This window comes from Geodermatophilus sp. TF02-6 (assembly GCF_003319115.1).
Taxonomy (GTDB): domain Bacteria; phylum Actinomycetota; class Actinomycetes; order Mycobacteriales; family Geodermatophilaceae; genus Geodermatophilus.
The window spans coordinates 80,278-106,832 of record NZ_QOHF01000016.1 but is presented as its reverse complement, the minus strand read 5'-3'; the positions used below and the strand labels follow the sequence as shown (position 1 = coordinate 106,832).

Sequence of the window (26,555 nt, the reverse complement as noted above, 5' to 3'; positions counted from 1 at the left end):
AGCACCCACTTCGCGTCCCCTCCCTCGACGTCGCCACCGGACGTCGTCCGGGCCGGAGGATCTCAAGCAGACCGCACGTTCGCGATCACCGCACGGTCCCGACCGCACGGACCGAGCCTTCAGGGCGTCGGGTCCCGGCACGACGCGGTCCCAGGCGCCGGGAGGGCCAGCAGGGCGGCGGTCAACGTGTCGGCCACCCAGGCCTCGAACCGGTCCATGGAGTACCCGTGGCGGTGGACCAGGGTCTGGTGTGCGGCCGGGCTGGCGATGACGAGCATCGTGTCGATGGCGCCGTCCAGGGTCAGCCCGGGCCGCAGGTCGGCCTCGTCGATGCCGTCCAGCAGTCCGGCCATGCTGTACCGACGCAACCGCTCCAGTTCGGCGTAGTCCTCGGCCACCCCGGGGTCGACGGCGGACCCGTCCCGCAGCAGCTGCCACGGGGTGTTCATCCGCTCGGCGATCCTCCGGAAGACCTGGGCTACCCGCCGCATCCGGGCCAGTGGGTTCGACCGCGACTCCTCGTCCAGCAGGTCCTGCTGCTGCGGCACCCACTTCCCCTCGGTGATCGCCGTCGGCGAGCCGGTCATCGTGTACTCCACCAAGGCGCGCAGCAGCCGGCGCTTGCTCCCCCACGCGGTGTACAGCGTCTGCAACGAGACCCCCGCCCGCGCCGCGATCGTGCTCACCGTGGCGCCCGCATACCCCTCCTCGGCGAACACCTCCCCCGCCGCGGTCACGAGCCGCTCCCGCGACCGCTGCCGCATCGCCTCACCGGCCAGCTTCTGGCGGGTCACGGTGGGCGGCGCAGACTTCGCGGCTGCCGCTCTGGTCATGCTCTCACCTCAGCAATAGAGTCCCACTGTGATCCATACTGATGATCATACTCTAGAGCTCGACACCGATGAGGACAGCGCCTGGTCCCGGGGGCTGCTGACCCTGGGCCGGATGTTCCATCCCCGGGTCACCATCACCGACCCACCCGAGGACGTGACGGTGGACTGGGAGGTGGCCGTGCCGATGCGCGACGGGATCTCGTTGCGGGCCAACGTCTTCCGGCCGCAGGACGACGAGCGCCACCCGGTCATCCTGTCCGCCCACCCCTACGGCAAGGACGGCCTGCCGGTTCACCACGAGACCCGACACGGCTATCGCGTGCCCTGGCAGTACCACCTCATGCGCAGCGCACCGCTCACCCACTCGGCGTGGACCGGTTGGGAGGCACCTGACCCGGCCCACTGGGTGCCCCGGGGTTACGTCATCGTCAACGCCGACTTGCGCGGTTGGGGCACATCGGAAGGCGAGCCCAGCATGCTGTCTGAACAGGAGGGCCTCGACATCCACGACCTGGTCGAGTGGGCGGCCGAACAGCCGTGGAGCACCGGACGGGTGGGCATGAGCGGCGTCTCCTACCTGGCGGTCAGCCAGTGGGCCGGGGCTGCCGCCCGGCCCCCACACCTCGCGGCGATCTGCCCATGGGAAGGGTGGACAGACTTCTACCGGGACTTCGCCCGACCCGGCGGGACCCTCAACACGGGGTTCTTCGCCGTGTACGGCAAGGTCAACGAGCGGCGCAGCCACGGCGCTGTCGCCCTCTACGACGAAGCCCGGCAACGGACCCTCGTCGACGACTGGTACCGGGCCAGAGACCGCGATCTGGAGGCCATCGACGTCCCCGCGCTGGTCTGCGGCAGCTTCTCCGACCACGACCTGCACACCCGGGGGTCGTTCGAGGGCTTCCGACGGATCGCGTCCGCCGACAAGTGGCTCTACACCCACCGCGGGCCCAAGTGGGGCGTCTACTACTCCGCGGAGGGGCTGGAAGCCCAGGCACGGTTCTTCGACCACTTCCTCGGCGGCGAGGACACCGGCATCACAGCCCAACCGCCGGTCCGGCTGGAGATCCGCGAGGACCGAACGACCATCACCGAGGTCCGTCACCTCACCAGCTGGCCCCCCGCCGAAACAGACTGGCAGACCCTGCGCTGCCGCGCCGGCCACGACGCGCAGCACGGTGCACTGGAGCAGGCTGCGTCCGGTACGCCCGAAGCACCCCCCGATGAGACGGTGACCTTTCCCGGTCGGCACGGCCGCGCCAGCTTCACCCACCGGTTCGCCACTGACACCAACGTCGTGGGCCCGATGGTGGCCACCCTGAGCCTGTCCCTCGAGGGCGACGACGACCTGTCCGTGTTCGTCGGCGTCCGCAAGTTCCGGGACGGCAAGGAGGTCACCTTCGAAGGGTCGTACGGCTTCCAGGGCGACATGGTCACCCACGGCATGCTGCTCGTCTCGCACCGGGCGCAGGATCCCGAGCGGTCGCTGCCCCATCGGCCCTACCACTCACACACCGAACGCCAGCCCGTCGCGCCCGGCGAGACGGTGCACCTGCAGGTCGAGCTGTTCCCCTCGGCGACGCTCTTCAGGGCCGGCGACGAACTGCGACTCGACGTGCAGGCGCGCTGGTTCTTCGACCACGAGCCAGTGCACGGCCAGTTCCCGGCCAGCCACGCAGCCGTCGACAGAGCCACCTGCACACTCCATCTCGGCGCCGGGGGCGGATGCAGCCTCCTTCTACCGATCCTCGACGGAGCCACGACCAGCAGGTGGTAGACCGGCTCCTCGAGCGTGCCGGCGCCTCCGGGAAGCGCGACGAACCCGTCCCCGAGGTCGGCCATGCGCGCCTCGCGCTCGTGCACGTCCGGTACGACCTCGCGCCGGGAGCTGCCGGCCGGTCACACCCGGGCCGGTCCCGACCGGCCGCGGGCGACGCCGAGGTGGTGCGCCATGACCTCGCCCAGGCAGACGGCGTCGACGGCGACGGTGACGATCGTCGCGCCCTCGGCGGCGTAGCCGGCGGCCTCCTCGCCGCTGTAGGCGTGCACGCCGACGGGTACACCGGCAGCGCCGGCCCGGGCGATGATCGAGGACAGCATCCGCGCAGCTCCGCGCCGGTCCGCGCCAGCACCTCGCCGGTCACCGCACCGGGCAGCATGCTCCACAGGCCGTGGCACGCCTGGCCCTCGGACCACCGCCGCCGCAGGTCGACCCCGCTGATCGCCATCCAGGACCCGCCCTTCTCACCCGGCTGCCGACGACACCGGCGTCGCCGGACACCGACCCGAGCCCGCACCAGACGAGGCCTCCGCGGCGTCGGTGGCCTGCCACGGCGTCACTGATCGGCGATCCAACTGCCGTGGAAGCCGAGGGGGACCCGCGCCGGGAGGTGGACGGCGGCCACGGGTTCGCCGGTGAAGTCCTGCGCGGCGAGGACCACCAGGTCGGCAGCTCCACGGTCCGGGTCGTGGACGAAGGCCATGACGTAACCGTCGTCCTCGGCTGCCCCGGGCGAGGACGGCGCGAACACGGCCTCGCCGGCGGCGGCGTCCCGCTCGAACCGGTGCACCTCCACCGCTCCGGTGGACAGGTCGTGCTTGAGCAGCGCGTTGGCGAACGCGTCGTCCCCGAAGTCCCCGTTCGGCCGCACGGTGTCCCGGCTGACCTCCCCGACCAGTGCGCTGTACCCGTAGCGGTGCGGCAGCGAGACGACCCTCTCGTCGACGCGCGGGAACTCCTGCGGGTGGTCGTCGAGGCGCTGCTGGGTCACCTTCCCGGCGGCCAGGTCGATGGTCCAGCGCTCGAGGGTGAGCGGCCCCTGCTCGGCCAGGACCGCCATGTCGTAGGTCCCCTCGTACCGGCACGTGTCGACCACGACGCGGTCCCCGTCGTCGTAGGCGTTGAGCGTGTGGAAGACCCAGCACGGGTCCACCTCGAACCAGCAGACCTCGCGGGAGGCCCCCGTCCGGGGCAGCAGCCCGACGCGGGCCTGGTGCGACGGGTTCCAGGTGTAGGGCAGGGACGAACCGGCGGACGCGGCCTCCATGCTGAACGTGACCGGCAGGTCGAACAGGACCACGTACCTCGAGGTGAGGGCGAAGTCGTGCATCATCGGCCCGTCGGTGACCGGGACGTCGGTGGTGCTGCTGACCGTGCCGTCGGAGCCGACGACGACGTGCTGCACGTGGTCCCAGCCCCAGAAGTACGCCACGGCGTGCAGGTCGCCGGTCCGTCGGTCGAGCTTGGTGTGCGCGGCGTAGCCACCGGGCAGGGTGCCCGCGAAGTCGCACGGACCCACGGTCTCCAGTTCCGGCGTGAGCTCGTACGGCAGCGGCCCGGCCTCGACAGTGGCCAGGGTGCGCCCGGCGTGGGCGATGACGTGGGTGTTGGCGGCGAAGTCCATGTCGGCGTGCACCGGACCGGCCGGCCACCTCTCCCCGAGGGACTCGGCCACCTGCCGCGAGCGGACCCAGCGGTTGCGGTACCACTCGGCCTTGCCGTCCCGCAGCCGGACCCTGTGCACCATGCCGGCACCGAGGAACCAGTGACCGGGGTCCTCCAGCCCCAGCGGGTTGGGCCCGTTGCGCAGGTACCGACCGTCGAGCTCGGGAGGCAGGCTCCCCGTCACCGGTAGGTCGAAGGCGGTGATCTCCTCGGTCACGGGGGCGTACTGCCCCTGGAGGAACCGGCTGCGGTCGAGCGTCGGGTGTTCGGTCATCGCGGGTGCCCTTCGGCGGATCGTCGGCCCGGACGTCGCCGTCCCCTGCCGTCCGAACCGATCCTGGCCCTCTCCTCCGCCGAGGGACAGACCCACCGGCCGGGACGGCGGTGCACTCCCGGAGCCGTGCAACCACGGGCGCCCGGCCCCGCCGGACCCTCGCCCGCCGCGCTGCCCGGGGCGGCCGCGGCACGCGCAGCCGTCGACCCCGGCCGGACGGCCGGACCGCGGCATCCCGGCCCGCGCGGCGGCGCCGTGTAGCGTCTGTGACGCGGGTCACCCTCACCAGCGGAGGCGGCACCATGACCACCACCGAACCGGCGACCGTCGCGCAGCCGCGCACCGGCGGGTCCGACGTGGAGCACGTCGACGTCCTCGTGGTCGGCGCCGGCGTCTCCGGGATCGACGCCGCCTACCACCTGCGTGAACGCTTCCCCGAGCGGTCCTTCGTCGTCCTGGACGCGCAGGACGACCGCGGCGGCACCTGGTGGACCCACCGGTACCCGGGCGTGCGCTCCGACAGCGACCTGTTCACCTACGGCTACCGGTTCAAGCCCTGGCGCGGTCCGTCGATCGCCGCGGGGAGCGAGATCCTCGCCTACCTCGACGAGGTCATCGACGAGAACGACCTGGCGCGCCACATCCGCTACCGCCACCGGGTCACCGCGGCGAGCTGGTCGACCGAGGACCGGCGGTGGAACGTGACGGTCACCCGGGTCGACACCGGCGAGCAGCTGCGCTTCACCACCGACTTCCTGTGGATGTGCCAGGGCTACTACAACCACGCCGAGCCCTACCGGCCGCGGTGGGAGGGCGTGGACCGGTTCCAGGGCGTGGTCGTGCACCCGCAGGCGTGGCCGGAGGACCTCGACTACGCCGGCAAGCGCGTCGTCGTCATCGGCTCGGGCTCCACCGCGTCGACGCTCATCCCCGCCATCGCGAAGGAGGCGGAGCACGTGACGATGCTGCAGCGCTCCCCCTCCTACTACTTCGCCCCGCCGGTCACCCACGAGCTGGCCGTGACGCTGCGCCAGCTCGACATCCCGGAGGAGTGGACGCACGAGATCCTCCGCCGCGCCTACGTCAAGCAGTTCAACGAGCTGGCGCGGATGTCGTTCGAGGCGCCCGACGCGCTGCACGCGTTGCTCATCGAGTCCATGCGCCCGCTGCTGCCCGAGGGCTTCGACATCGAGAAGCACTTCACCCCCCGGTACCGCCCGTGGCAGCAGCGCATCGCCATCGTCCCGGAGGGCGACCTGTTCGCGGCGCTGCGCGAGGGGAAGGCCTCGATCGTCACCGACACCATCGAGACGTTCACCGAGACAGGGATCCGGGTCGGCTCCGGCGAGGAGATCGCGGCCGACGTCGTGGTCACCGCCACCGGCTTCAACCTCTCCGCCTTCGGCGACGTCGCCTTCACCGTCGACGGTGAACCGGTCGACTTTCCCGAACGGGTCACCTGGCGCGGCATCATGATCACCGGCGTGCCGAACATGGCCTACGTGTTCGGCTACTTCCGGCACAGCTGGACGCTGCGGGCGGACCTGGTCAGCGACCTGGTCTGCCGGCTGTTCGAGACGATGGAGGCCAAGGGCACCACCATGGTGGTCCCGACCCTGCGGCCGGAGGACGCCGGCATGCAGCTGCGGCCGTGGTCGGATCCGGAGAACTTCAACCCCGGGTACGTCCTGCGCTCGCAGCACGTCCTGTTCAAGCAGGGCGACCGCGAGCCGTGGACCCACATGCTCGAGCACGAGCAGGAGCAGGAGCTCCTGCCCAAGGCCGACCTCGACGACGGGTCGCTCGTCTACCGCTGACCCGGCTCCCGCGACGGACGGACGGCGCGGGGCACGTCCGTGCCGGGTCAGGTCCGGCACTGGGCGGTGTAGCGGTCCCGCAGCAGCCGCTTGAACAGCTTGCCGGTCTCGGTGCGGGGCAGCTGCTCGGTGACGTCGATCCGGCGGGGGCACTTGACGTCGGCGAGCCGCTGGCGGAGGTGGTCGAGCAGCTCCTCCTCCAGCTCCGGACCGGCCTCGACGCCGGCGCGGAGCTGGACCACCGCGTGCACGACCTCGCCCATCTCCTCGTGCGGGATGCCGAAGACCGCCGCGTCGGCGACGGCGGGGTGGCCGAGCAGGACGTTCTCGGTCTCCTGCGGGTAGACGTTGACCCCGCCGGAGAGGATCAGGTCCGTGCGCCGGTCGGAGAGGTAGAGGTAGCCGTCCTCGTCCAGGTGGCCGAGGTCACCGACGGTCGTCCAGCCCCGGTCGTTGCGGGCCTGGGCGGTCTTCTCCGGGTCGTTGAGGTAGACGAAGTCGCGCCCGCCCTCGGCCCAGATGGTGCCGGTCTCCCCGGGCGGCAGCTCGTTGCCGTCGTCGTCGAGGATGTGCGGGGTGCCGACGACCGGCCGCCCCACCGACCCCGGGTGGGCGAGCCACTGCGCCGAGTCGAGCTCGGTGAACAGGTGGTTCTCGGTGGCCGAGTAGTACTCGTGCACGATCGGCCCCAGCCACTCGATCACCTCCCGCTTGGCCTCGACGGGGATGGGGGCGGCGGCGTGGACCAGGCACCGCAGCGAGGACAGGTCGTGCGCGGTGCGCTGCTCGACCGGCAGCTTGAGCATCCGGATCATCATCGTGGGCACCATCTGCACCTCGGTGACCCGGTGGCGCTCGATGAGCTCCAGCGCCGCCGCGGCGTCGAAGCGCTCCATGACCACGACCACGCCGCCGTGCCGGTGGACGGTCATGCTGACCCGCAGCGGAGCGGCGTGGTACAGCGGCGCCGGCGACAGGTAGACGCTGTCCCCGCCGATGCCCCACAGCTGGGAGAACAGGCCGGCGAAGCCCGGCGGCGTCCCCAGCGGCGGCAGGGTGAGCTCGGTGGCGACCCCCTTGGGCCGGCCGGTGGTGCCGGAGGAGTACAGCAGGTCGACCCCCTCGCGCTCCTCCGGCTCGACCGGCGGCGCCGCGGCCACGGCCGCGTCGAGCGCCTCGAACCCGTCCTGCGCCGCACCGGTGGTCAACCGCGTCCCGACGCCCGACGCCGAGGCGGCGGCCGCGGCGACGTCGAGCAGCGCCGGGCCGGTGACCAGCGCCCGCGCCCCCGAGTCGGCGAGGACGTAGGCCACCTCCGGGGGCGTCATCCGGGTCGAGATCGCCACGTACCGCAGGCCGATCCGCTGGCAGGCCCAGGCCACCTGCAGGAAGTGCTCGTCGTTGCCCAGCAGGATGGCCGCGCAGTCGCCGTGGCGCAGGCCGCGCGACCACAGCAGCGCCGCGATGCCCCGGGACGCCGCGACCAGCTCGGCGTAGGTCACCGTGCGGCCCGTGCCCGCCATGACGTAGGCCGGACGCCCGGGATCGGCCGCGGCGTACGTGTCCGGGAACAGCCGCCCAGCGGTCGCGGGCCGCTCGGGAGCCTCGGCCGGCATGGCGTCCTCCGTCCTGCTCGGGCGGCCGGCGTCCGGCGCCGGGGGTGGGCACGGTCCCCGTGGCCGCCCGTGCCATGGTGCACCCGCCCCGGGTGCTGGGCCTGCGGGTGCCGCATCAGCGGGTGCTGGTCAGTCCACCTCGGTCAGTCCGCCTCGGTCCAGGTCTCCTGCTGGCGGACGCCGATCTCGTCGAGGTGGGCCAGCAGGTCCGCGGGGTCGGCGTAGACGCGGTAGGCGCCGGCCCGCTCCAGCTCGTCGCGGCCGTACCCGCCGGAGAGCAGCCCGACGCCGAGCGCTGCGGCCCGGCGGGCGGCCAGCAGGTCCCAGATGCTGTCGCCGACGACGATGGCGTGCCGGACGTCCACGCCCAGCCCGCTCGTCGCGATGGCCCAGGTGACCTCCTGCCGGGTCAGCGCGGCGAGCAGCTCCCGCGCTCCGGGCAGCGGCCGGACGGCGTCCCGGCGGCGCGCGTAGGCCGCGGCGTGGGCCAGGTTGAGCTCCCGGACCCCCCGGGCGTCAGCGACCCGCCCGTCTCGCGCAGCAGGGCGGTGACGAACAGCCCGCCGCTCATCCCGATCCGGCGGTGGATCCGCCACACCGACAGCTCGATGCCGAACGCGGTGAGCGCCTCCTGCCAGGCCAGGACGTGCTGGTAGACGCTGTCGATGAAGGTCCCGTCGAGGTCGAACAGCAGCGCGGGTGGGTCCGAGGAGGTCACGACGCGTTCGGTCACGCCCAGCACCCTGCTCCCCGGTGCGCGGCGCGGACAAGCGGGCCGGCACCGCCCCGGCGGGCCCGAGCCCCCGGCCCCGCTGCCCCCCGCTCCGGGCGCCTCCCCGCAGCCCGCGCGGCGGGCATGATCCCCGCATGGCCGACCGGTGGTACCGCCAAGCCGTCATCTACTGCCTCGACGTGGAGACCTTCCAGGACTCCGACGGCGACGGCGTCGGCGACCTGCAGGGGCTGATCGGCCGGCTGGACCACCTCGCGCGGCTGGGCGTGACCTGCCTGTGGCTCAACCCGGTGCACCCCTCGCCGCGCCGGGACGCCGGCTACGACGTCACCGACCACTACGGCATCGACCCGCGCATCGGCACGCTCGGCGACTTCGCCGAGCTGGTGCACCAGGCCGACAACCGGGGCCTGCGGATCATGCTCGACCTCGTCGTCAACCACACCTCCGACCAGCACCCCTGGTTCCAGAGCGCGCGCCGGTCGCGCCGGTCGCCCCACCGGGACTGGTACGTGTGGTCGGACACCGAGCCCGCCGACCGGCGGCAGGGCATGGTCTTCCCCGGCGAGCAGGAGGAGACCTGGACCTGGGACGACGTCGCCGGCGCCTGGTACTACCACCGCTTCTTCGCCTTCCAGCCCGACCTGAACACCGCCAACCCCGCCGTGCAGGCCGAGCTGGAGCGGATCGTGGACTTCTGGCTCAGCCTGGGCGTCTCCGGCTTCCGGATGGACGCCGCCCCCTTCGTCATCGAGCGCACCGAGCCCGACGACCCGGACGGCCGCAAGGACTTCGACCAGCTCACCCGCTACCGCGAGCGGATCTCGTGGCGCCGCGGCGACGCCGTCGTGCTGGCCGAGGCCAACGTGCCCGACGACGAGCTGCCCCGCTACCTCGGCGACTCCGGCGGCAGCAACAACCGGCTGCACATGCTCTTCGACTTCGTCCTCTCGGTGAACTGCCTGCTCGCCCTCGCCCGGTCGCAGGCCGCGCCGGTCGTCCGAGCGCTGGCCAGCCAGCCGCCCATCCCCCACCACGCACAGTGGGCCACCTTCCTGCGCAACCACGACGAGGTCGACCTCTCCCGGCTCTCCCCGGAGGAGATGGCCGAGTGCTTCGCCGCGTTCGGCCCCGACCCGGACGTGCAGCTCTACGGCCGCGGCATCCGCCGCCGGCTGGCCCCGATGCTCGGCGGCGACCAGACCCGCCTGCAGCTGGCCTACAGCCTGCAGTTCAGCCTGCCCGGCACGCCCGTGCTCCGCTACGGCGAGGAGATCGGCATGGGCGAGGACCTGTCCCTGCCCGACCGGGAGTCGCTGCGCACGCCGATGCAGTGGTCGACCGCGGCCCACGGCGGCTTCACCACGGCCGACGAGCCGGTGCGCCCGGTCCTCGCCGACGGGCCCTACGGCTACCCGTCGCTGAACGTGACCGCGCAGCGGCGCGACCCCGACTCGCTGCTGCGCTGGTTCGAGCACATGGTGCACACCCTGCGCGAGTGCCCGGAGGTGGGCAGCGGCACCTGCACGCCGATCCCCGTCGAGCACCCGGCCGTGCTCGTCCACCGCATGGACGCGGCGCAGGGCACGCTGCTGTTCCTGCACAACCTCGGCGGCCAGGACGTCCGGGTCGACGTCGGCCCGCAGCCGGAGCAGGACGGCGACCCGGTGGAGGTGTTCGCCGACCGCGGCTACGCACCGCCGTCCGCGGCGCTCACCGGCCTCGAGCTGGCCGGCTGCGGCTACCGCTGGATCCGGCTGCGCCGGGCCCTGCGCACCGGGTGAGCGCTCCGGGGGTCAGAGGCCCAGGGAGCCGGAGGCGGGGTCGGCCCACCGGCTGGAGGCGTCGTAGGAGCGGACCACCAGCGACGTCCACCGGCCGGTGCGGCTGATCTCCTTCTCGCTCACGCCCGAGGCGTAGGCGGTGGTGGCGAAGCCGCGGCGCAGCGAGTGCGGGGACAGGCCCGTCGTGGCCACGCCGGCGCGCGCCGCGGCCCGCGCCAGGACCAGGTCGACGCTGCGGGTGGTCAGCGCGGTGGCGCCGAGCCGCCGGCTGCGGCCCTTGCCGACGGAGCGGAACAGCGGGCCCGAGGTGACGCCCCGCTCGGCGAGGGCGGCCAGCCACGCGCGGACGGCGCGGACCGGGCAGGTGGCCTCGCGGACGCCCTCGGCCAGGGCGAGGGTCTGCCCGGCGCCGTTCTGGTCGGTCTTGGAGAACCGCAGGAGGACGTCGAGGCCGCCGTGCCCGGCCGGGGTGAGGTCCTCGACCCGCAGCCCCACCAGGTCCGAGGCCCGCAGGCCGAGCGCGTAGCCGACCAGGATCAGCGCGCGGTCGCGCAGCCCGGCGGGGGTGCCGGGCAGGTCCTCGACGAGGGCGCGGACGGTCGGGGTGTCCAGCGCGCGCGCCTGCCGGGGCCGGTAGCCGGTCCGGGTGGCGGTGCGGCGGATCCCGGCGAGGGTGCGCCGCACGCCCGCGGAGTCGCCGGGCGCGACGTGCCCGGCCGCCCGGTGCGCGTCGTTGAGCGCGGACAGCCGACGGGCGATGTAGCGCGGGCTGTGCCCGGCGTCGGCCAACCCGGCCAGCCACGCCGCGACGTGCAGGGGGTCGGCGGGCAGGCCCGCCGGCAGGCTCCGGCCGGCGCACCAGGTGGCCCAGGCGGCCACGTCCCGGCGGTAGGCGGCGCGGGTGGAGTCGGCCTGGGCGGCGGCGACGTAGGAGCCGACCGAGGCCAGCTCCGCGGGCGACAGCGCCCGGGCCGGGCCCGGCGCGAGCGCCGGGTGCTCCGCGGTGTCCGCGGTGTCCGGTCCGCGGGGAGACGGTTCGCGGGGAGACGGTTCGCTCAGCGCACGCCTCCCCGGGCCGGACGTCACTTCGCAGAAGAGGTGTTTCTCGGAACCGATCGCAGTGTGCCCCACCCGCCGATCGGTCGCACTCCCGGCCGGCGAACTAATGGATACATGGGCGGTGTGGCCCATTTATCATCTCCGGCGTGACGCCCACCCCCACCGGAGTCCCCCCGGACGAGCGCTGCGCCTATCCCGGCTGCGCGCAGCCGCGCCGGCCCCGGGTGCCCGGACGCAGCGGCCCCTCGCCGAGGTTCTGCGCCGACCCCCGCCACAACCCCGAGACCGCCCGGCAGGCCCGCGTCCGGGCGACCAGCGCCAGGACCACCCGGGCCGCGGCGAGCGCCGCCGCGCTGGCCGAGGACCTCCCCCCGGAGGGCCGGGTCCGGTCCCTGGTGGGCCGGTGGGCGGCGGCGACCCGGGAGGCCGCCGGAGCCGCCGAGGCGCAGGCGGTCCTGCTCACCGCGGCCGCCGACGCCCTCGACCAGTACCGCGACGAGACCACCGTGGAGGCCCGGCTCGCCCAGGCGAGCGCGGACGTCGACGCCGCGCACGCCGCCCGGTCGCGCGCCGAGGAGCAGGCCCGCCGCGCCGAACAGCGCGCCGCCGCCGCCGAGGAGGCGGCCCGCGGCGCCAAGCACGCCGCGGCGGAGGCCCGGGCCACGGCCGAGCACCGGGTGGCCGAGGCCGGAGCCGAGGCGCGGCGGGTCGTCGAGCAGGCCACGGCCGCCCGGGTGGCGGCCGAGGCGGCGCGGGACGAGGCCGAGGGGGGACGCCGCGCCGCCGAGCAGGCCGCGCGCGCGGCGGAGCGCGAGGGCCAGGCGGCGCGGCTCGCGGCGGAGCAGGCGCGGCAGGCCGCGGAGCGGGACCGGGCGGACGCCGCCCGCGAGCACGACGCCCTCGTCCGCGCCCGCGCCGAGTGGAGCGTCACCGAGCGGACCCTCACCGGGGACGTCCGCACCCGGACGCGGGAACGCGACGAGGCCCTCACCGCCCGCGACCGGGCGCAGGCGGCCGCGGCGGCGGCGCGCGAGCAGGCCCGCGACGCCGAGCGGGAGCGGGCCGCGGCCCGACGCGCCGAGCACGACGCGCGGACCGCGGCAGCGGCGGCGGCCGGCCGGGCGGCCGCCGCCGAGCAGGACCGCCAGACCGCCGTCACGGACGCGGCCCGGGCCGTCCAGCGCGCCGAGGACGCCGACCGGCGGGCGGCCGAGGCCGGGAGCTCCGCCCGCGCCGCCACCGAGCGGGTCGGCGCGCTCACCGCCGAGGTCGAGGCGCTGCGCGCCCGGGTGGCGGCGCTGACCGCCGAGCCGGAGCGGCGGCGCGGCGACCGGTGACCCGACCGGGGGTGCCGGCACCGTGGGGATCCCGCCGGACCGCCCTCCCCGGATGGCCTGCGGCCGCCCGTGTCGGCCCCGAGGGGGACCTCGCCGCCGCGGGCGGCGGCGCTAGGTTCGACGGCATGCCGACCAGGCCGCCGGGAGATGCGCCGACCGCGACGATCCGGGATCTGGGGTTGCCCGGACGGGCGGTGACCGCGCTGACCCGCGCCGGGGTGGGCACCGTCGACGACCTGGCGGCGCTGACCCGGCGGGACCTCGCCGCGGTTCCCGGGCTGGGTCCGGGGCTGATCGCCGCGATCCGGCTCGTCGTCCCCGAACCGCCCACGCCCATCCCCCGGGTCGCGGCCTCGGCGCAGGCCGGCTCCGGGCACCCCGTCGTCCCGGCGGACGGTCCCGGACCGGCCGAGGACGAGTCGCCGCAGGCGCCGGCGATCCCGTCGTTCGACTCGCTGCGCTCCCCGCGGCGGCGCACCGCGGTCGACCTGCTGGTCCCGGGGCCGTCGTCCCCCGCGCCCGCCCCTGCGGCGGGAGCGCCGCGGCCCGCGGAGTACGCCGACCTGCTGCGGCTGGGCGTGCGCGCGGTGCGCGCCGCCGCGGCCGCGCCGGGGCGGGTGGCGCTCTGGTCGGTCCGCGCACCGGTGCGCGGCCTGCGCCGGCTGCTCGGCGGGTAGCCCGGCTCGACGAGCGGCGGGTCGATCGGCGGGCGACCGGACGCCCACCGCGGCAGCTGGCGGGCGGGGCGCACCCGGGGAGTCCCCGGGGCCCTGCCCGCAGCGAGCACGCGAGTCGCGGAACGGCTCGGCAACAGAGGTCCCGGACGCCTGCCGGCCGCCGCCGGCGCCGCGGGCGCGCACATCCGGACCCGTCGGGCCCGTCGCGCGCCCGAGGTCCGATCGCGCCCCGCCGCACGGGCCGCGCCCCTACCCTCGGGAGCCGCCGCCTCCCCCGGGGGGAGGCCAGCCGGATCTCGCGCCGCCGTGCCCGGGGAGGCGCAGCGCATGGACCAGACTCGAGGAGCGACGCCTCCGGGCGTCCGGCCACCGGGGACGCCTCCCCCGTCGCCGCGGGTCCCGACGGCGCCCGCCGCCGCGCCGGGGGCGAGGGACGCCACCCGGGAGGAGATCACCGGCTACGTCCGGTCCCCGAGCGACGTGCTGCGCACCGTCGTGCTGGTCCTGGTCACCCTGCTGCTGGTCGTGCTCGCCCGCTGGTCCCGGGACGCGGGCCGGTCGCTGGACGACGACCTGGTCCGGCGGTTGTCGCTGCTGACGCCGGCGGTCGGCCGGGTGCTGGCCGGGACCTCGACCCTGCTGGTGCTCGCCTCGCTCATCGCGGCCTGGACCGCACCCCTCGTGCTGCGGCGCTCCCGGCTGCTCGGCTACCTGCTGGTGAGCGGCGTGCTCGCGGCGGCGCTGCTGCGCGGGGTCGAGGCCTTCCTCGGCCGCGGGGACAGCGCCGTGCTGGCCGGCGAGGTCGTGCGCCGGGGCGGCGTCGACACCCCGCTGTTCGCGGACGGCCTGGCCGTCGTCGCGGCGTCGTTCGGGGTGCTCGCGCCGTTCGTGTCCGGCCGGTGGCGGCGCGCCGGCGTCCTGCTGCTGGCGCTGGTCACGGCGCTGCGGCTGCTGATGCCGATCGTCCTCCCGGCCACCCTGGCCGTCGCGCTCGTCCTCGGCGCCGCGGCGGGCTCGGCGACGCTGCTGGCGCTCGGCCGTCCCGACAGCCGGCCGACCCGGGCCGCCGTCGCCGCCGCCCTGACCGGCAGCGGCCTGCCGCTGGTCGACGTGCGGCCGGCGGCGGTCGACGCCCGCGGCTCGGTGCCGCACGTGGCCACCCTGGACGACGGCAGCCGGGTGTTCGTCAAGGTCATGGGCGCGGACAACCGGTCTGCCGACCTGCTGTTCCGGGCCTACCGGTTCGTCCGGCTCAAAGACGTCGGGGACGAGCGGCCGTTCTCCTCGCTGCGCCGCGCCGTGGAGCACGAGGCGCTGGTGTCGCTGCTCGTCCGGGACGCCGGTGCGCGGACCCCTCGGCTGCGGGCCATCGCCCCGGTGGGCCGCGACTCCTTCCTGCTCGCCCACGACCTGGTCGACGGCGCGACCCTCGACCGGGTGCCCGATGCGGACGTGACGCCGGCGGTGCTGCACGGGATCTGGGCGCAGGTGGCCGTCCTGCGCCGGCACTCCGTCGCCCACCGCGACCTGCGCCGCGCCAACGTCCTGCTCGACCGCACCGGCCGTCCGTGGCTCATCGACTGGGGGTTCAGCGAGGTCGCCGCCGCTCCGGCGCTCCTCGACGCGGACGTCGCCCAGCTGCTCGTCGCGCTGGCCCTGCAGGTCGGCGTCGACCCCGCCGTGGACGCCGCGATCGCGCAGCTGGGGCCGCAGGCCGTGGCCGCGTGCCTGCCCCGGCTGCAGCCGACCACGCTCAGCGGCGCCACGCGGGACGCGCTGCGGCACCGCCGGGGCCTGGTCGGGCAGGTCCGCGCCGCCGTGTCCCGCCGGTGCGGCGTCCCCGAGCCGCAGCTGGCCGACCTGGAGCGGATCCACCCCAGGACGCTGCTCACCGTCGTCGCGCTGGTCGTGGTGACCTACCTGCTCGCGCCGCAGCTCGGGGACGTGCGGGGCATGGCCGAGCGCGTCCGGGAGGCCGACTGGGCCTGGGCGCCGCTGATCGTGGCGACGTCCGCGCTGACCTACGTGGGGGCCGCCCTGAGCCTGGCCGGAGCCGTGCCCGCCCGGCTGCGTCCGCTGCCCACGCTCGTCGCCCAGCTGGCCTCGTCGTTCGCCTCCAAGCTGGCCCCGGCCGGCCTCGGCGGGGTGGCGCTCAACGTGCGCTTCCTGCAGAAGAGCGGCGTGGACGGCGCGGTGGCCGGCTCGGCGGTCGGCCTGGACTACGTGGCCGGTGGCGTCGTCCACGTCCTGCTGATGCTGGTGTTCGCCGTCTGGGCCGGGCGGTCGGTGTTCGGCTCCCTGCGGCTGCCGCACCCGGAGGTCCTCGGCTGGGGTGCGCTGGCGGTGCTGGCCCTGGCCGCGGCCACCCTCGCCGTCCCGGCCGTGCGCCGGCTGGTGGCCGCCCGGCTGGTCCCGCTGGTGCGCCGCTCGGTCCACGGCGTCGCCGCCGTCCTGCGCACCCCGGGCCGGCTCGCGCTGCTGCTGGGCGGCTCGGCCCTGATCACCGTCGGCTACCAGCTCAGCCTGTACCTGTCCACCCGCGCCTTCGGTGGCGGCCTGGATCTGGCCACCGTGGGCGCGGTCTACCTCGCCGGCGCCGCGATCGCCGCCGTCGCCCCCACCCCCGGCGGCCTCGGCGCCCTCGAGGCCGCCCTGATCGCGGGGCTGGTCGCCGCCGGGATGGACCACACGATCGCCGTCCCGGCCGTCTTCCTGTACCGCCTCACGACGTTCTGGCTGCCGATCCTCCCCGGCTGGGCCGCGTTCGCCTGGTTGCAGCGGTCCGAGTTCGTGTAGGAGCCCGCTCGGTCGGGGAGCGCAGGTCTGCGGGGACGCCGGTGGTGGTCCCGCGGGCGACGAGCCGCCGGCGGCGTCCGGACCACCTGCGGTGGAGGTCCCCGCCGGCCGCGCGGACCCGCCCGGTCCCCGGGGAGGCCGCCGCGCCGCAGGGAGGAGGCCCGCTCCGACCTCCGGAGGGGGCGGTGGGCGCCGCGTCCCCGGTCGAGCCGCTCCGGGACCGCACGGGCACGGCGGCCCGGGCGGCCGGCAGCGGCCAGCAGCCGGGACCGGGCACCGTCGGCCGACCCCGCTGCACGCCTCCGGGCACGGGTCATACCCGGGTAGGGGTGCCCCGGCTCCGGCCGGCACCGGACGCCGGACGCCGAGCCGCACCTCCCGGTGCAGGCGCTCCCCGCGCCGTCCCATGCGGTGGTCGCGGGTGCGGAACGCGACCTGTGACGGATGTGGCCGTCGCTGGAGTGGCTCTAGCGTTTGCCTGCTCTTAACCCACGGCCCCACCAGCAGAGCCGAAGTCCTCCCCCTCCGAGGACGGAGACGAGACGCTCGTCCCCGCGACGCGCTCCGTCGTCTCGCCGAACCCGATCCCACGCAAGGAGCAGCCATGGTCTTCCGGCCCTTCCGGAACGTGATCGTCTGCCACATGGTCCCCGGCAGCGAGGACAAGGTCGGCCCGGTCTTCGCCTACTACGACGAGTCCACCAGGCCGCAGGACCTCGGCGTCATCGGGCGGTACCTGCTCTCGTACGAGGACCTCTACATCCACGTCATCGAGCGCAAGGAGGACCCGGAGGTGTCGGGCCAGCGCCGTGGGCTGCCCGCGTTCCAGGCGATCGCCGAGCAGATCGCCCCCTACGTGACGCCGTACCCGAGCTACTGGGAGAACCCGTCGCACTCGGTCGCCAAGCCGTTCTACTCTTGGGTGCCCGAGGGCGAGGTGTCCGACGACCGGGAGCTGACCGTGATCGTCCAGCGGATGAAGCCCGGGGCCGAGGCCGACATCGCCCGGGTCTTCGCCGAGTCCGACGCGGGTGGGCTGCCGGTCGAGACGGGCGTGACCGGTCGCTGGCTGTACTCGATGGAGGACGTGTTCCTCCACCTGCTGGAGCAGGACAGGGAGAAGGCCGCGGCCGTGCGGGCCAACCACGAGTCGCACCGGCCGGCCTTCGCCAAGATCATGCAGGATCTCGGCCCGTACGTGAGCCCGTACCGCCCGGAGACCTGGCAGACCCCGCGGGACTCGGTGGCCCACGTGTTCCACCGCTGGCAGGCCGACGACTGGACGCCCCCCGAGGACTGACCACCGGCGACGGCAGCGGGGCGCCGGCCGGCGCTCCGCTGCCGTCGTCCGGGTCGACGCGGACCTGCACGGCCTGCTCCCCGTCGGCACCGGCCTGCCCGTCGATGCGTCAGGTGGCCACGGCGGTGTCCGCGTCCGGCCCGGCTGACCACCGCGGGCGCGGAAGGCCGTCGGCAGCCAGCAGGTCGCCTCGCCGGCCAGCCGGCCCGCGGCGCTGCGGGTCACGTCCGGGCCCGTGCCGCTCGCCACCGGGACAACGTCCCCCGAGCGCCGGCGGCGGACCCGGGGTCCCCCCTCCCCGGGGACGTGACCCGGCGGGGTGGAGCGGGACCCGAGGCGGCGGCCCGACCCGCGCACCCCGGCGCCCGCCGACGCCGCCCGCCGACACCGTGGGGCGACCGCCGGCGACGGTCAGGGCGTCGGACCCTCGCGCCGCTGGTGGTCGTGGCGCCGTCCGCCGACGCCATCGGCTGCTTGTGCACCCCGGGAGGCGCTCCTAGCCTCCTGCCAAGCGGAACCGCGGTCACGCAGCCCGAGGTCAGGAGGCCAGGGTGAAGAAGCTCATCAACGACCCCGCCGACGTCGTCGTCGACGCGCTGCGGGGCATGGCCGCCGCCCATCCGGAGCTGCGGGTCGACTCCGACAACCGGGTCGTCCTCCGGGGCGACGCCCCGGTGCGCGGCAAGGTCGGCCTGGTCTCCGGCGGCGGGTCCGGCCACGAGCCGATGCACGCCGGCTTCGTCGGGCCGGGCATGCTCGACGCCGCCTGCGCCGGCGAGGTGTTCACCTCCCCGGTCCCCGACCAGGTGGTGGCCGCCACCCGGGGCGTCGACGGCGGCGCCGGGGTGCTGCACATCGTGAAGAACTACACCGGCGACGTCATGAACTTCGAGATGGCCGCGGAGCTGGTGGCCGCCGAGTCCGACACCGAGGTCGTCGCGGTGGTCACCGACGACGACGTCGCCGTGCAGGACAGCCTCTACACCGCGGGCCGGCGCGGCGTGGGCGTCACCGTCCTCGTGGAGAAGCTGGCCGGCGCCGCGGCCGAGGAGGGCCGGCCGCTGGCCGAGGTCGCCGAGGTCGCCCGCCGGGTCAACGCCGCCGGCCGCAGCATGGGCATGGCGTTGACCTCGTGCACGGTGCCGGCGGCGGGCCGGCCCACGTTCGACCTGCCCGAGGACGAGATGGAGATCGGCATCGGCATCCACGGGGAGCCCGGCCGCCGCCGGGTGCCGCTGGCGCCGGCCCGGGAGATCGCCGAGATGCTGGTCGAGCCGGTCCTGGCCGACCTGGACTTCACCGGCGGGGACGGCGTGATCGCCTTCGTCAACGGCATGGGCGCGACCCCGCTGCTCGAGCTGTACCTGATGTACGCCGAGGTGGCCGCCGTCCTGGAGAAGGCGGGGGTCGGCATCGCCCGCACCCTCGTCGGCTCGTACATGACCAGCCTGGACATGGCCGGCTGCTCGGTGACCCTGCTCGAGGCCGACGACGAGCTGCTGCGGCTGTGGGACGCGCCCGTGCGCACCCCGGCGCTGCGCTGGGGCGCCTGACCGGTGGCCGATCCGGTCGACACCGCCGCCCTGACCGCCTGGGTGGGCGAGTTCGCGCGTCTCGTGCACGAACAGCGCGACGAGCTGACCGCGCTCGACGCGGCCATCGGGGACGCCGACCACGGCGCCAACCTCGACCGCGGGCTGACCGCCGCGGTGTCCGCGCTCGACGCCGAGCCGCCCGCGGACCCCGCCGCGGCCCTCAAGACCGTGGCGACGACGCTGATCCGCACCGTCGGCGGCGCCAGCGGCCCGCTCTACGGCACCTTCTTCCTGCGCGCCGCGGGCGCGCTCGGCGGTGTCACCGACCCCACCCACCACGGCACCGCGCTGGCCGCCGCCTTCCGGGCCGGGTACGACGGCGTCGTCGCCCGCGGCAAGGCCGAGCCCGGGGACAAGACGATGCTCGACGCGCTGGGCCCGGCCTGCGACGCGCTGGACCGGGCGCTGGCCGACGGGGAGCCGCTCGACGAGGCGCTCCGGGCCGCCGCGCGGGCGGCCGCCGACGGGCGGGACGCGACCGTGCCGATGGTCGCCCGCAAGGGTCGGGCCAGCTACCTCGGCGAGCGCAGCGCCGGCCACCAGGACCCGGGCGCCACCTCGGCGGCCCTGCTGGTGCAGGCCGCCGCGACCGCGCTGACCGGCAGGGGCTGAGCGTGCCCGTCGGGCTGGTGGTGGTGTCGCACAGCCGCGCGCTGGCCGACGCCGCGGTCGAGCTCGCCCGCGGCATGCTGCCCGGCCGGGAGCTGGCCGTCGAGGTGGCGGCCGGCGACGTCGACGGCGGCCTGGGCACCGACGCCACGGCGATCGCCGACGCGGTGACCGCGGCCGACAGCGGGGACGGCGTCGTCGTCCTCATGGACCTCGGCAGCGCCGTGCTGTCGGCCGAGACCGCCCTGGAGCTGCTCGACGACGACGTCCGCGCCCGGGTGGTGCTCTCCCCCGCGCCGCTGGTGGAGGGGCTGGTCGGAGCCGCGGTGACCGCGGCCGCGGGCGCCGACCGGGACCGGGTGGCGGGCGAGGCGGCGCGCGGGCTGGCGCCCAAGCAGGCGCACCTGGCCGGCTGATGGAGGACCCCCTGCCCCCCGCCACTCGCGAGCTCGCGCCTGGCCCCCTCCAGGGCACCGCCCCGAGCGGAGCGAGGGTGGGGAGGAGGGGGTCCTTCTGCCTGCAGGGAGGCCGCCCACGTCTCCGTCAGGTGGGGGCGCGGACCTCGGCCGGGGTGGCCAGCCGCCCACCCGCCGCCGCGCCGGCGCGGAGGAAACCCGGCTCGTAGACGGCGTAGCTGGGCACCAGGCCGGAGTCGCGGCAGATGCCCAGCCCGGTCCGGACGTCGGAGGCGGAGTCGGCGTAGAGCTCGCAGGCCTCCCGCGGGGACCCGGCGTCGTCGTAGGCGTGCAGGTGCACGACCGCCGCACCCTCGCCGGCGCAGGCCACGGCCTGCTCGACGAGCTCGCCGCCGGTCACCGGGATGCCCGGCTGCCGCGCCCGCGTCCACGGCCCGTTGAGCGCCACCTCGAGCCACACCGGCTGCGTCCTCATGGCGCTCCACCGTGCCGGGGACCGCGCGCGCCGCCAACGCCCGTCGGGAACAGGATGGGGCGCCTGCCGCGGAACGGGACGCGGCCTGACCGGGAGGTGCGGTGGTGCGCGCAGGGGTGGCCATCGTGACGGGCGCGGGCAGCGGCATCGGGGCGGCCACGGCGCTGGCCCTGGCCGCCGAGGGCTGGCGGGTCGTCCTAGCCGGCCGCCGGGCCGAGGCGCTGCGCGCGGTGGCCGAGCGAGGCGGCGGCGCGGCGCTGCACCCGGTGCCGGCCGACGTGACCGACGAGGCATCGGTGCGGGCGCTGTTCGACGAGGCGGTGGCCGCCCACGGGCGGGTGGACCTGCTGGTCAACAACGCGGGCCGGTCCGCGCCGGAGCACGAGGTCGGCGACGTGCCGCTGGGCGAGTGGGAGGCGGTCGTGGCGGTGAACCTGACCGGCGTCTTCCTGTGCACCCGCGAGGCGTTCCGGGTCATGCGCGCCCAGCGGCCCGCAGGCGGCCGGATCGTCAACAACGGCTCCATCTCGGCCCAGGTCCCGCGGCCGATGTCGGCCGCGTACACGGCCACCAAGCACGCCGTGACCGGGCTGACCCGGGCGACCGCCCTGGACGGGCGGCCCCACCGCATCGCCTGCGGACAGATCGACGTGGGCAACGCCGCCACCGAGATGACCGAGCGGATGGCGGCCGGCGTGCGGCAGGCCGACGGCAGCGTGCGGTCCGAGCCGAGGATGGCGGTCGGGGACGTCGCCCGCGCGGTGGTCTACATGGCCAGCCTGCCGCTGGACGCCAACGTGGCGCAGCTGACCGTGCACGCCACCGGCATGCCCTACCTCGGGCGCGGATAGCGGCACGGCCCCCGGCGCCGTGTCCGGCTCAGCCGTCGCCTGCGCCGGTCCCGGCGTCCCGCCGGTGCGCCGACCCGGACCCGGTCGGTCAGCGGTCCGACGTCCAGCGGATCTCGACCGACGTCCACCGCACCAGGACGTCGGTGCCGGCGGCCGGCTCCGGGGAGGGCCGCACCGGCGCCAGGGGTGGCACGTCGCCTCCGGACCGTGCCGCGGCGACCAGACCGCGCAGCACCGTGCCCACGGCCGCCGTGGCCACCGCGGCCACGGAGGCGCGCAGCACCGGCCCGGCCGGCAGCGCCCGGACGACCCGCGCGGGCCGCGTGCGGGCGAGGGTGCGGGCCGCGGCGGCGAGCCGGGCCGGCCGCCGGCCCGGCTCGGGCAGCCCCGAGGCGCGCCACGGCACGACGGCACCGCCCCGGGCGGGCGCGTCGTGGATCTGCTCGTCGGTCATGGTGTCCTCCCGGATCTCCTCCTCCCCATGGCACCACCGTCGGCGCGTCGGCGGTACTGCTGGGCGCGGCGGCCCCTCCCGCGCCGGTCTCCGCCGCTGGACTCCCGCGGGCGGGTCGTCCTCGACCGGGTGAGCACGACGGCGGCGGGGACGAGCAGGGTCCAGACCCCGGACACGGGGACGACCGCCCCGCCGAGCAGCGCGGTGGCGCCCAGCCCCCACCCCAGCCCGGGCGGCAGCGGGTGGCCCTGACGTTCCAGCCGGTCGGTCAGTCCGCCGAGGAGCAGCAGCGCGACGCCGGTGGTCTCGAACCAGAAGGCGTTCCCGCGCCGCGCGGCGCTCTCCGGTGCGCCAGGGGCGGGGTCGAGGCTGCCGACGAGGCCGTCGGCGGCCATCGCGGCGAAGGTCCTGCAGTGGGCGACGGCGCCGAGGGCCAGGTGGGCGGCGCTGATGGTCAGCAGCGACACGCCGACGACCGGTCGGGGATGGCGGGCGGGCGGCGCAGCGGGGCGGATCGGCATCAGGGTCCTCCGGTGTCGGCGGCGCGGCGGACGGCGGTGAGCTTCGCGGCGTTCAGCTGCACGCGCACGGTGTTGACCCGTCCTGCGCTGACGTCGAGGTCGACGGTGCCCAGCAGGCCGTCGGCGAGGTGCACGACGACGCCGGTGCGGCCGTTGAGGGGAGCCAGCGTCCAGCGGACCCCGGTGACGTCGGAGCTGATCGCGGTGAGGAAACGGGCCGCCTTGTCCGCTCCGTGGATGGGCCGCAGCGCCGCCTTCTGGGTCCCGCCGGCGTCGGTGAGCAGGACGACGTCGGGTGCGAGCAGCTCGAGCAGCGCGGACACCTGCCCGTCGACGGCGGCCCTCATGAACGCGGCGGTGACGCGGGCGTGCTCCTCGGGATCGCTGACCGCGTGCGGACGCCGTTGCTGCACGTGGTGCCGGGCGCGGGAGGTGAGTTGGCGCACCGCCGGCTCGGAGCGGCCCAGGACGAGGGCGACCTCGTCGTGGCCGAAGCCGAACAGGTCGTGCAGCACGAAGGCCACCCGCTCCAGCGGGGACAGCGACTCCAGCACCACCAGGAAGGCCAGCGACACGCTCTCGGCCAGCAGCACCGGCTCGACCGGGTCGGCGACGGACGACCCGTCGTCGGCGGTGGGCACCGGCTCGGGCAGCCACGGCCCGACGTAGCTCTCGCGGCGGTCGCGCCGCGACCGCAGCGCGTTGAGGGCCAGCCGGGAGGCGATGGTGGTGAGGAGGGCCCGCGGGTCGCGCACGTCGGCGGAGTCGACCGCCGACCAGCGCAGCCACGTCTCCTGCACCACGTCCTCGGCGTCGGCGACGCTGCCGAGGATCCGGTACGCGAGGCCGGTCAGCAGGGACCGGTACCGCTCGAAGGTCTGCGTCGGCTCCTGGTCCGCGGAGGGGTCCACAGACGGTATGACACCGCCGCCCGGCCGGCTGTGACACGTCTGCGGCTCCCGGGTCGCCGGGCGGGGATGTCCGGGCGGGGATGTCCGGGCGGGGATGTCACAGCCGCCGGCCGGGTCGTGTCTTCACGGCATGAGCAGCAGAGGCGAACTGGTGGTGGTGGGTGGCGGTCTGGCCGGTCTGGTCGCCGCGGTCACGGCGGCCGAGGCCGGTGCCGACGTGCGGCTGCTGGAGGCGCACCCCCGGCTGGGTGGGCGGGCGCGCTCGACGCCGGCTCCGTTCGTGGCCAACGACGGGCCGCACGTCCTGTACGCCGACGGGCCGGCGTGGGCCTGGCTCTCCCGCCGCGGGCTCACCCGGCCCTCCCGCCGGCTGTCGTTCTCGGCCGCCGGCGGCATCCGCTTCCGCCGCGACGGGCGGCTGCGCGCCGCCCCGCCGGCCGGGCTGCTGCGGCTGCTCGCCGGGCGGGCACGGACCGCGCCCGTCGGGACCGACTTCCGCAGCTGGGTGGCGGGCGTGCTCGGCGACGAGGCGGCCGCGGCGGCCTCCTCGTTCGCCGGGGTGGTGACCTACACCGCCGACCCGGGCAGGCTCTCGGCGGCCTTCGTGTGGGAGCGGCTGCTGCGGGTGACCAACCCCACCGGCGGCCCCCGCTACCTGGTCGGCGGTTGGGCGGCGCTCGTCGACCGGCTCGCCGACCACGCCCGCGGCCTGGGCGTCCGGATCGAGGTCGGCAGCCCGGTTCCCACCCTGCCCGACGGGCCGACCGTGGTGGCGACGTCCCTGCCGGCGGTGCGCACGCTGCTCGGCCGGCCGCTGGCCACCCCCGCCGTCGGCGGCAGCACGATGCTGCTGGACGTCGTCGTCGAGCGCCGCCGCGGGGATGCGTTCATCGTCTCCGACCTGGACGAGGCCGGCTGGCTGGAGGGCTTCTCCCGGGTCGACCCCACGCTCGCGCCGGCCGGCTGCGTCCTGGTCCAGGCCCACCGGCCGCTGCGCGAGGGGGAGGACCGTGCGGCGTCCTCCGCCGCGCTCGAGGAGTTCGTCGGGCTCGGCGTCCCCGGCTGGCGCGGGCGGACGGTGTGGCGCCGCGACGCGGTGGCGCGCGGCCGCACCGGCGCGCTGGACCTGCCCGGGTGCACCTGGCGGGACCGGCCGGGCATCGACCAGGGCGACGACGTGTTCCTCGCCGGGGACGAGGTCGCCGCCCCCGGTCTGCTGGCCGAGGTGTCGGTCGCCAGCGCCGTCACCGCCGCCACCGCCGCGGCCGAGCGCCTCGCCCGCGCCGGAGGCCGACGGCGGACGGGTCCGCGGGCCGCCCGCCGGGCCTAGGTGCCGCGGTGGACCCCGTCCACGGAGGCGCCGGCGGCCGACCCCGGGCGCCGGCGCCCGCCGGTGCAGGTGACCCCCTTCCCGGGCGGGACGGCCGGGGTGTCGGTGGCGGTTGCGACGATGGCGTCGTGCTGCTCGCCGACGTCGTCGCCGCCTCCGCCGCGGTCGCGGCCACCCGCTCCCGCGGCGCGAAGGCCGCGGCCGTCGCCGAGCTGCTGCGGCGGGCGGGCGCCGAGGAGGTGCCGCCGGTCACCGCGTGGCTGGCCGGTGAGCCGCTGCAGGGCCGGATCGGCGTGGGCTGGCGGACGCTGTCCCGGCTGGCACACGACCCCGCCCCGGGTCCGGCGCTGACCGTCGCCGCCGTCGACCGGGCGCTCACCGAGCTGGCCGCGACCGCCGGGCCGGGGTCGGCCGCCCGGCGCAAGGCGGCGCTCGGCGAGCTGTTCTGCGCGGCCACCGCCGACGAGCAGCGCTTCCTCGTCCGGCTGCTCACCGGGGAGCTGCGCCAGGGCGCGCTCGAGGGCGTCGTCCTCGACGCGGTCGCCGCCGCGGCCGGCGTCCCCGCGGCGCACGTGCGGCGGGCGTTCATGCTCTCCGGCAGCCTGCCGCAGACCGCGGCCACCGCGCTGGCCGGCGGCGTCGACGCCCTCGACGCGGTCCGCCTGCGGGTCGGCCGGCCGGTGCGGCCGATGCTGGCCAGCCCCGGCTCCTCGCTGGACGCCGCGCTCGCCGACCTGGGCGCGGAGGTGACCGTGGAGCACAAGCTCGACGGCGCCCGCATCCAGGTCCACCGCGACGGCGACGTCGTCCGGGTGTGGACCCGCACCCTGCGGGAGGTGACCGACGGGGTGCCCGAGCTGGTCGAGCGCGTGCGGGCCCTGCCGTGCGACGTCGCCGTCCTCGACGGGGAGACCCTCGCCCTGGACGACGACGGCCGGCCGCGCGCCTTCCAGGACACCATGAGCCGCTTCGGCAGCGACGGCGCCGACGCCGGCGTGCTGCTGTCCCCGTACTTCTTCGACCTGCTGCACCTCGACGGCCGCGACCTGCTCGACGAGCCGCTGCACGTCCGCCTCGACGCGCTCGCCCGGCTGCTGGCCGCCCGCGAGCACGCGCCGCTGCGGATGCCCGGCGTGCGGCGGCCCGGCCCGGAGGAGGCGGCGCAGGTGCTCGACGACGCGCTGGCCGCCGGCCACGAGGGCGTCGTCGTCAAGGCCCTCGACGCGGCCTACGCCGCCGGCCGGCGCGGCCGGGCCTGGCAGAAGGTCAAGCCGGTGCACACCCTCGACCTGGTCGTGCTCGGCGCGGAGTGGGGGTACGGCCGCCGGTCGGGGAGGCTGTCGAACATCCACCTGGGCGCCCGCGACCCCGACGGCGGGGAGCCGGTGATGGTGGGCAAGACCTTCAAGGGGATGACCGACGAGCTGCTGGACTGGCAGACGCACACCTTTCCCGGGCTCGCCCACGAGCAGACGTCCTGGGGCGTGCTGCTCGCCCCCGAGCTGGTCGTCGAGGTCGCCCTGGACGGCGCCCAGCGCAGCCCCCGCTACCCGGGCGGCGTCGCCCTGCGCTTCGCCCGGGTGGTGCGCTACCGGCCGGACAAGACCCCCGCCGAGGCGGACACGGTCGACGCCGTCCGCGCGCTGCTCACCGGCGGCTGAGCGGCCGCGGCCACGACACGGCCTCGGGGTCGGCCTCGGGGTCGGAGGCGGGGTGCAGGGG

Annotated in this window: 24 protein-coding genes; 13 read left to right on the top strand and 11 right to left on the bottom strand. The window is 76.1% G+C overall.

All coding sequences use genetic code 11. From position 1 onward, the window contains the following. Window positions 1-119: 119 nt before the first annotated feature. A complete protein-coding gene (locus DQ238_RS15415) occupies window positions 120-833 on the bottom strand; it encodes a TetR/AcrR family transcriptional regulator (RefSeq protein ID WP_113782153.1) in 714 nt (237 codons plus the stop codon). A 112-nt stretch (window positions 834-945) separates the two neighbouring features. Between DQ238_RS15415 and DQ238_RS15410 the strand changes: the two genes are divergently transcribed. Further along, window positions 946-2,610, top strand: coding sequence for a CocE/NonD family hydrolase (locus DQ238_RS15410; RefSeq protein WP_147263093.1), 1,665 nt, complete (start codon window positions 946-948; stop codon window positions 2,608-2,610). Window positions 2,611-2,732: 122 nt separating this feature from the next. On the opposite strand, the gene DQ238_RS23825 is transcribed toward DQ238_RS15410, so the two are convergent. After that, a complete protein-coding gene (locus tag DQ238_RS23825) occupies window positions 2,733-2,933 on the bottom strand; it encodes a hypothetical protein (protein WP_233495998.1) in 201 nt (66 codons plus the stop codon). 236 nt (window positions 2,934-3,169) lie between these two features. Next, on the bottom strand, window positions 3,170-4,552 hold the full coding sequence (locus DQ238_RS15395) for a carotenoid oxygenase family protein (RefSeq protein ID WP_113782151.1): 1,383 nt from the start codon (window positions 4,550-4,552) through the stop codon (window positions 3,170-3,172). 302 nt (window positions 4,553-4,854) lie between these two features. Here DQ238_RS15395 and DQ238_RS15390 point away from each other — a divergent pair, with 302 nt between their 5' ends. Continuing rightward, the gene (locus DQ238_RS15390) at window positions 4,855-6,369 is read left to right on the top strand and encodes an NAD(P)/FAD-dependent oxidoreductase (protein ID WP_113782169.1); all 1,515 of its coding nucleotides are present in this window, start codon (window positions 4,855-4,857) and stop codon (window positions 6,367-6,369) included. A 47-nt stretch (window positions 6,370-6,416) separates the two neighbouring features. Here the strand turns inward: DQ238_RS15390 and DQ238_RS15385 are convergent, their stop codons facing one another. The 3 genes from DQ238_RS15385 to DQ238_RS23330 all read right to left on the bottom strand — a co-directional run bounded on the left by DQ238_RS15385 (window position 6,417) and on the right by DQ238_RS23330 (window position 8,718). After that, on the bottom strand, window positions 6,417-7,985 hold the full coding sequence (locus tag DQ238_RS15385) for an AMP-binding protein (protein WP_113782150.1): 1,569 nt from the start codon (window positions 7,983-7,985) through the stop codon (window positions 6,417-6,419). A gap of 143 nt (window positions 7,986-8,128) precedes the next feature. Continuing rightward, window positions 8,129-8,371, bottom strand: a complete 243-nt coding sequence (locus DQ238_RS23335) for an HAD family hydrolase (protein WP_255418061.1) — start codon at window positions 8,369-8,371, stop codon at window positions 8,129-8,131. Window positions 8,372-8,394: 23 nt separating this feature from the next. Continuing rightward, window positions 8,395-8,718 (bottom strand): HAD family phosphatase, encoded by a 324-nt coding sequence (locus DQ238_RS23330; RefSeq protein ID WP_199506367.1) that lies wholly within the window; start codon window positions 8,716-8,718, stop codon window positions 8,395-8,397. Between the two features lie 134 nt (window positions 8,719-8,852). Here DQ238_RS23330 and DQ238_RS15375 point away from each other — a divergent pair, with 134 nt between their 5' ends. Next, window positions 8,853-10,502, top strand: coding sequence for an alpha-amylase family protein (locus tag DQ238_RS15375; protein WP_113782149.1), 1,650 nt, complete (start codon window positions 8,853-8,855; stop codon window positions 10,500-10,502). A 12-nt stretch (window positions 10,503-10,514) separates the two neighbouring features. Here the strand turns inward: DQ238_RS15375 and DQ238_RS15370 are convergent, their stop codons facing one another. Then, window positions 10,515-11,588, bottom strand: a complete 1,074-nt coding sequence (locus DQ238_RS15370) for a tyrosine-type recombinase/integrase (protein ID WP_233495997.1) — start codon at window positions 11,586-11,588, stop codon at window positions 10,515-10,517. 119 nt (window positions 11,589-11,707) lie between these two features. Between DQ238_RS15370 and DQ238_RS15365 the strand changes: the two genes are divergently transcribed. From DQ238_RS15365 to dhaM, 7 genes are all read left to right on the top strand, one after another. Continuing rightward, window positions 11,708-12,898 carry a hypothetical protein gene (locus tag DQ238_RS15365; protein WP_113782148.1) on the top strand — a complete coding sequence of 397 codons (1,191 nt, stop codon included), beginning with the start codon at window positions 11,708-11,710 and terminating at the stop codon, window positions 12,896-12,898. Window positions 12,899-13,023: 125 nt separating this feature from the next. Continuing rightward, complete coding sequence (locus DQ238_RS15360; protein WP_113782147.1) at window positions 13,024-13,575, top strand: helix-hairpin-helix domain-containing protein; 552 nt, start codon at window positions 13,024-13,026, stop codon at window positions 13,573-13,575. 327 nt (window positions 13,576-13,902) lie between these two features. Next, entirely contained in the window at window positions 13,903-16,371 is a 2,469-nt protein-coding gene (locus tag DQ238_RS15355; RefSeq protein ID WP_147263092.1) for a lysylphosphatidylglycerol synthase transmembrane domain-containing protein, read from the top strand. A 604-nt stretch (window positions 16,372-16,975) separates the two neighbouring features. Beyond that, the gene (locus DQ238_RS15350) at window positions 16,976-17,671 is read left to right on the top strand and encodes a TcmI family type II polyketide cyclase (RefSeq protein ID WP_113782145.1); all 696 of its coding nucleotides are present in this window, start codon (window positions 16,976-16,978) and stop codon (window positions 17,669-17,671) included. Window positions 17,672-18,222: 551 nt separating this feature from the next. Beyond that, window positions 18,223-19,224: a dihydroxyacetone kinase subunit DhaK gene (dhaK, locus tag DQ238_RS15345; protein ID WP_113782144.1), complete on the top strand. Its 1,002-nt coding sequence runs from the start codon at window positions 18,223-18,225 to the stop codon at window positions 19,222-19,224. A 3-nt stretch (window positions 19,225-19,227) separates the two neighbouring features. Continuing rightward, window positions 19,228-19,878 carry a dihydroxyacetone kinase subunit DhaL gene (gene dhaL, locus DQ238_RS15340; protein ID WP_113782143.1) on the top strand — a complete coding sequence of 217 codons (651 nt, stop codon included), beginning with the start codon at window positions 19,228-19,230 and terminating at the stop codon, window positions 19,876-19,878. A gap of 2 nt (window positions 19,879-19,880) precedes the next feature. After that, window positions 19,881-20,291 carry a dihydroxyacetone kinase phosphoryl donor subunit DhaM gene (gene dhaM / locus DQ238_RS15335; protein ID WP_113782142.1) on the top strand — a complete coding sequence of 137 codons (411 nt, stop codon included), beginning with the start codon at window positions 19,881-19,883 and terminating at the stop codon, window positions 20,289-20,291. 127 nt (window positions 20,292-20,418) lie between these two features. Here the strand turns inward: dhaM and DQ238_RS15330 are convergent, their stop codons facing one another. Continuing rightward, window positions 20,419-20,766 carry a 3-keto-5-aminohexanoate cleavage protein gene (locus DQ238_RS15330; RefSeq protein ID WP_113782141.1) on the bottom strand — a complete coding sequence of 116 codons (348 nt, stop codon included), beginning with the start codon at window positions 20,764-20,766 and terminating at the stop codon, window positions 20,419-20,421. 116 nt (window positions 20,767-20,882) lie between these two features. Between DQ238_RS15330 and DQ238_RS15325 the strand changes: the two genes are divergently transcribed. Beyond that, a complete protein-coding gene (locus tag DQ238_RS15325) occupies window positions 20,883-21,617 on the top strand; it encodes an SDR family oxidoreductase (RefSeq protein WP_233495996.1) in 735 nt (244 codons plus the stop codon). Between the two features lie 88 nt (window positions 21,618-21,705). On the opposite strand, the gene DQ238_RS15320 is transcribed toward DQ238_RS15325, so the two are convergent. Genes DQ238_RS15320 through sigJ form a run of 3 tightly spaced genes read right to left on the bottom strand, consistent with a single transcriptional unit; the run spans window position 21,706 to window position 23,503 of the window. Further along, window positions 21,706-22,071, bottom strand: coding sequence for a hypothetical protein (locus DQ238_RS15320; protein WP_113782140.1), 366 nt, complete (start codon window positions 22,069-22,071; stop codon window positions 21,706-21,708). Continuing rightward, the gene (locus tag DQ238_RS15315; RefSeq protein ID WP_113782139.1) at window positions 22,068-22,592 is read right to left on the bottom strand and encodes a DUF6463 family protein; all 525 of its coding nucleotides are present in this window, start codon (window positions 22,590-22,592) and stop codon (window positions 22,068-22,070) included. Before DQ238_RS15315 ends, DQ238_RS15320 begins: the two co-directional genes overlap by 4 nt. After that, a complete protein-coding gene (sigJ, locus tag DQ238_RS15310; RefSeq protein ID WP_113782138.1) occupies window positions 22,592-23,503 on the bottom strand; it encodes an RNA polymerase sigma factor SigJ in 912 nt (303 codons plus the stop codon). The genes DQ238_RS15315 and sigJ overlap by 1 nt, the downstream gene beginning before the upstream one ends. Before the next feature lie 130 nt (window positions 23,504-23,633). Between sigJ and DQ238_RS15305 the strand changes: the two genes are divergently transcribed. Both DQ238_RS15305 and DQ238_RS15300 read left to right on the top strand, forming a co-directional pair. Next, the gene (locus DQ238_RS15305) at window positions 23,634-24,833 is read left to right on the top strand and encodes an FAD-dependent oxidoreductase (protein WP_113782137.1); all 1,200 of its coding nucleotides are present in this window, start codon (window positions 23,634-23,636) and stop codon (window positions 24,831-24,833) included. Between the two features lie 128 nt (window positions 24,834-24,961). Beyond that, window positions 24,962-26,494, top strand: coding sequence for an ATP-dependent DNA ligase (locus DQ238_RS15300; protein ID WP_113782136.1), 1,533 nt, complete (start codon window positions 24,962-24,964; stop codon window positions 26,492-26,494). The last annotated feature ends 61 nt before the right edge of the window (window positions 26,495-26,555 follow it).

Excerpts from the sequence above, each read along its gene's own strand:
- DQ238_RS15360 (WP_113782147.1), top strand. The coding sequence starts at position 13,024 with ATGCCGACCAGGCCGCCGGGAGATGCGCCGACCGCGACGATCCGGGAT.
- DQ238_RS23825 (WP_233495998.1), bottom strand. The coding sequence starts at position 2,933 with ATGCTGTCCTCGATCATCGCCCGGGCCGGCGCTGCCGGTGTACCCGTC.
- DQ238_RS15385 (WP_113782150.1), bottom strand. The coding sequence starts at position 7,985 with ATGCCGGCCGAGGCTCCCGAGCGGCCCGCGACCGCTGGGCGGCTGTTC.
- DQ238_RS15350 (WP_113782145.1), top strand. The coding sequence starts at position 16,976 with ATGGTCTTCCGGCCCTTCCGGAACGTGATCGTCTGCCACATGGTCCCC.
- DQ238_RS15375 (WP_113782149.1), top strand. The coding sequence starts at position 8,853 with ATGGCCGACCGGTGGTACCGCCAAGCCGTCATCTACTGCCTCGACGTG.
- DQ238_RS15330 (WP_113782141.1), bottom strand. The coding sequence starts at position 20,766 with ATGAGGACGCAGCCGGTGTGGCTCGAGGTGGCGCTCAACGGGCCGTGG.
- DQ238_RS15410 (WP_147263093.1), top strand. The coding sequence starts at position 946 with ATGTTCCATCCCCGGGTCACCATCACCGACCCACCCGAGGACGTGACG.
- DQ238_RS15355 (WP_147263092.1), top strand. The coding sequence starts at position 13,903 with ATGGACCAGACTCGAGGAGCGACGCCTCCGGGCGTCCGGCCACCGGGG.
- DQ238_RS15395 (WP_113782151.1), bottom strand. The coding sequence starts at position 4,552 with ATGACCGAACACCCGACGCTCGACCGCAGCCGGTTCCTCCAGGGGCAG.
- DQ238_RS15320 (WP_113782140.1), bottom strand. The coding sequence starts at position 22,071 with ATGACCGACGAGCAGATCCACGACGCGCCCGCCCGGGGCGGTGCCGTC.
- DQ238_RS15305 (WP_113782137.1), top strand. The coding sequence starts at position 23,634 with ATGAGCAGCAGAGGCGAACTGGTGGTGGTGGGTGGCGGTCTGGCCGGT.
- DQ238_RS15315 (WP_113782139.1), bottom strand. The coding sequence starts at position 22,592 with ATGCCGATCCGCCCCGCTGCGCCGCCCGCCCGCCATCCCCGACCGGTC.
- DQ238_RS15415 (WP_113782153.1), bottom strand. The coding sequence starts at position 833 with ATGACCAGAGCGGCAGCCGCGAAGTCTGCGCCGCCCACCGTGACCCGC.
- DQ238_RS15390 (WP_113782169.1), top strand. The coding sequence starts at position 4,855 with ATGACCACCACCGAACCGGCGACCGTCGCGCAGCCGCGCACCGGCGGG.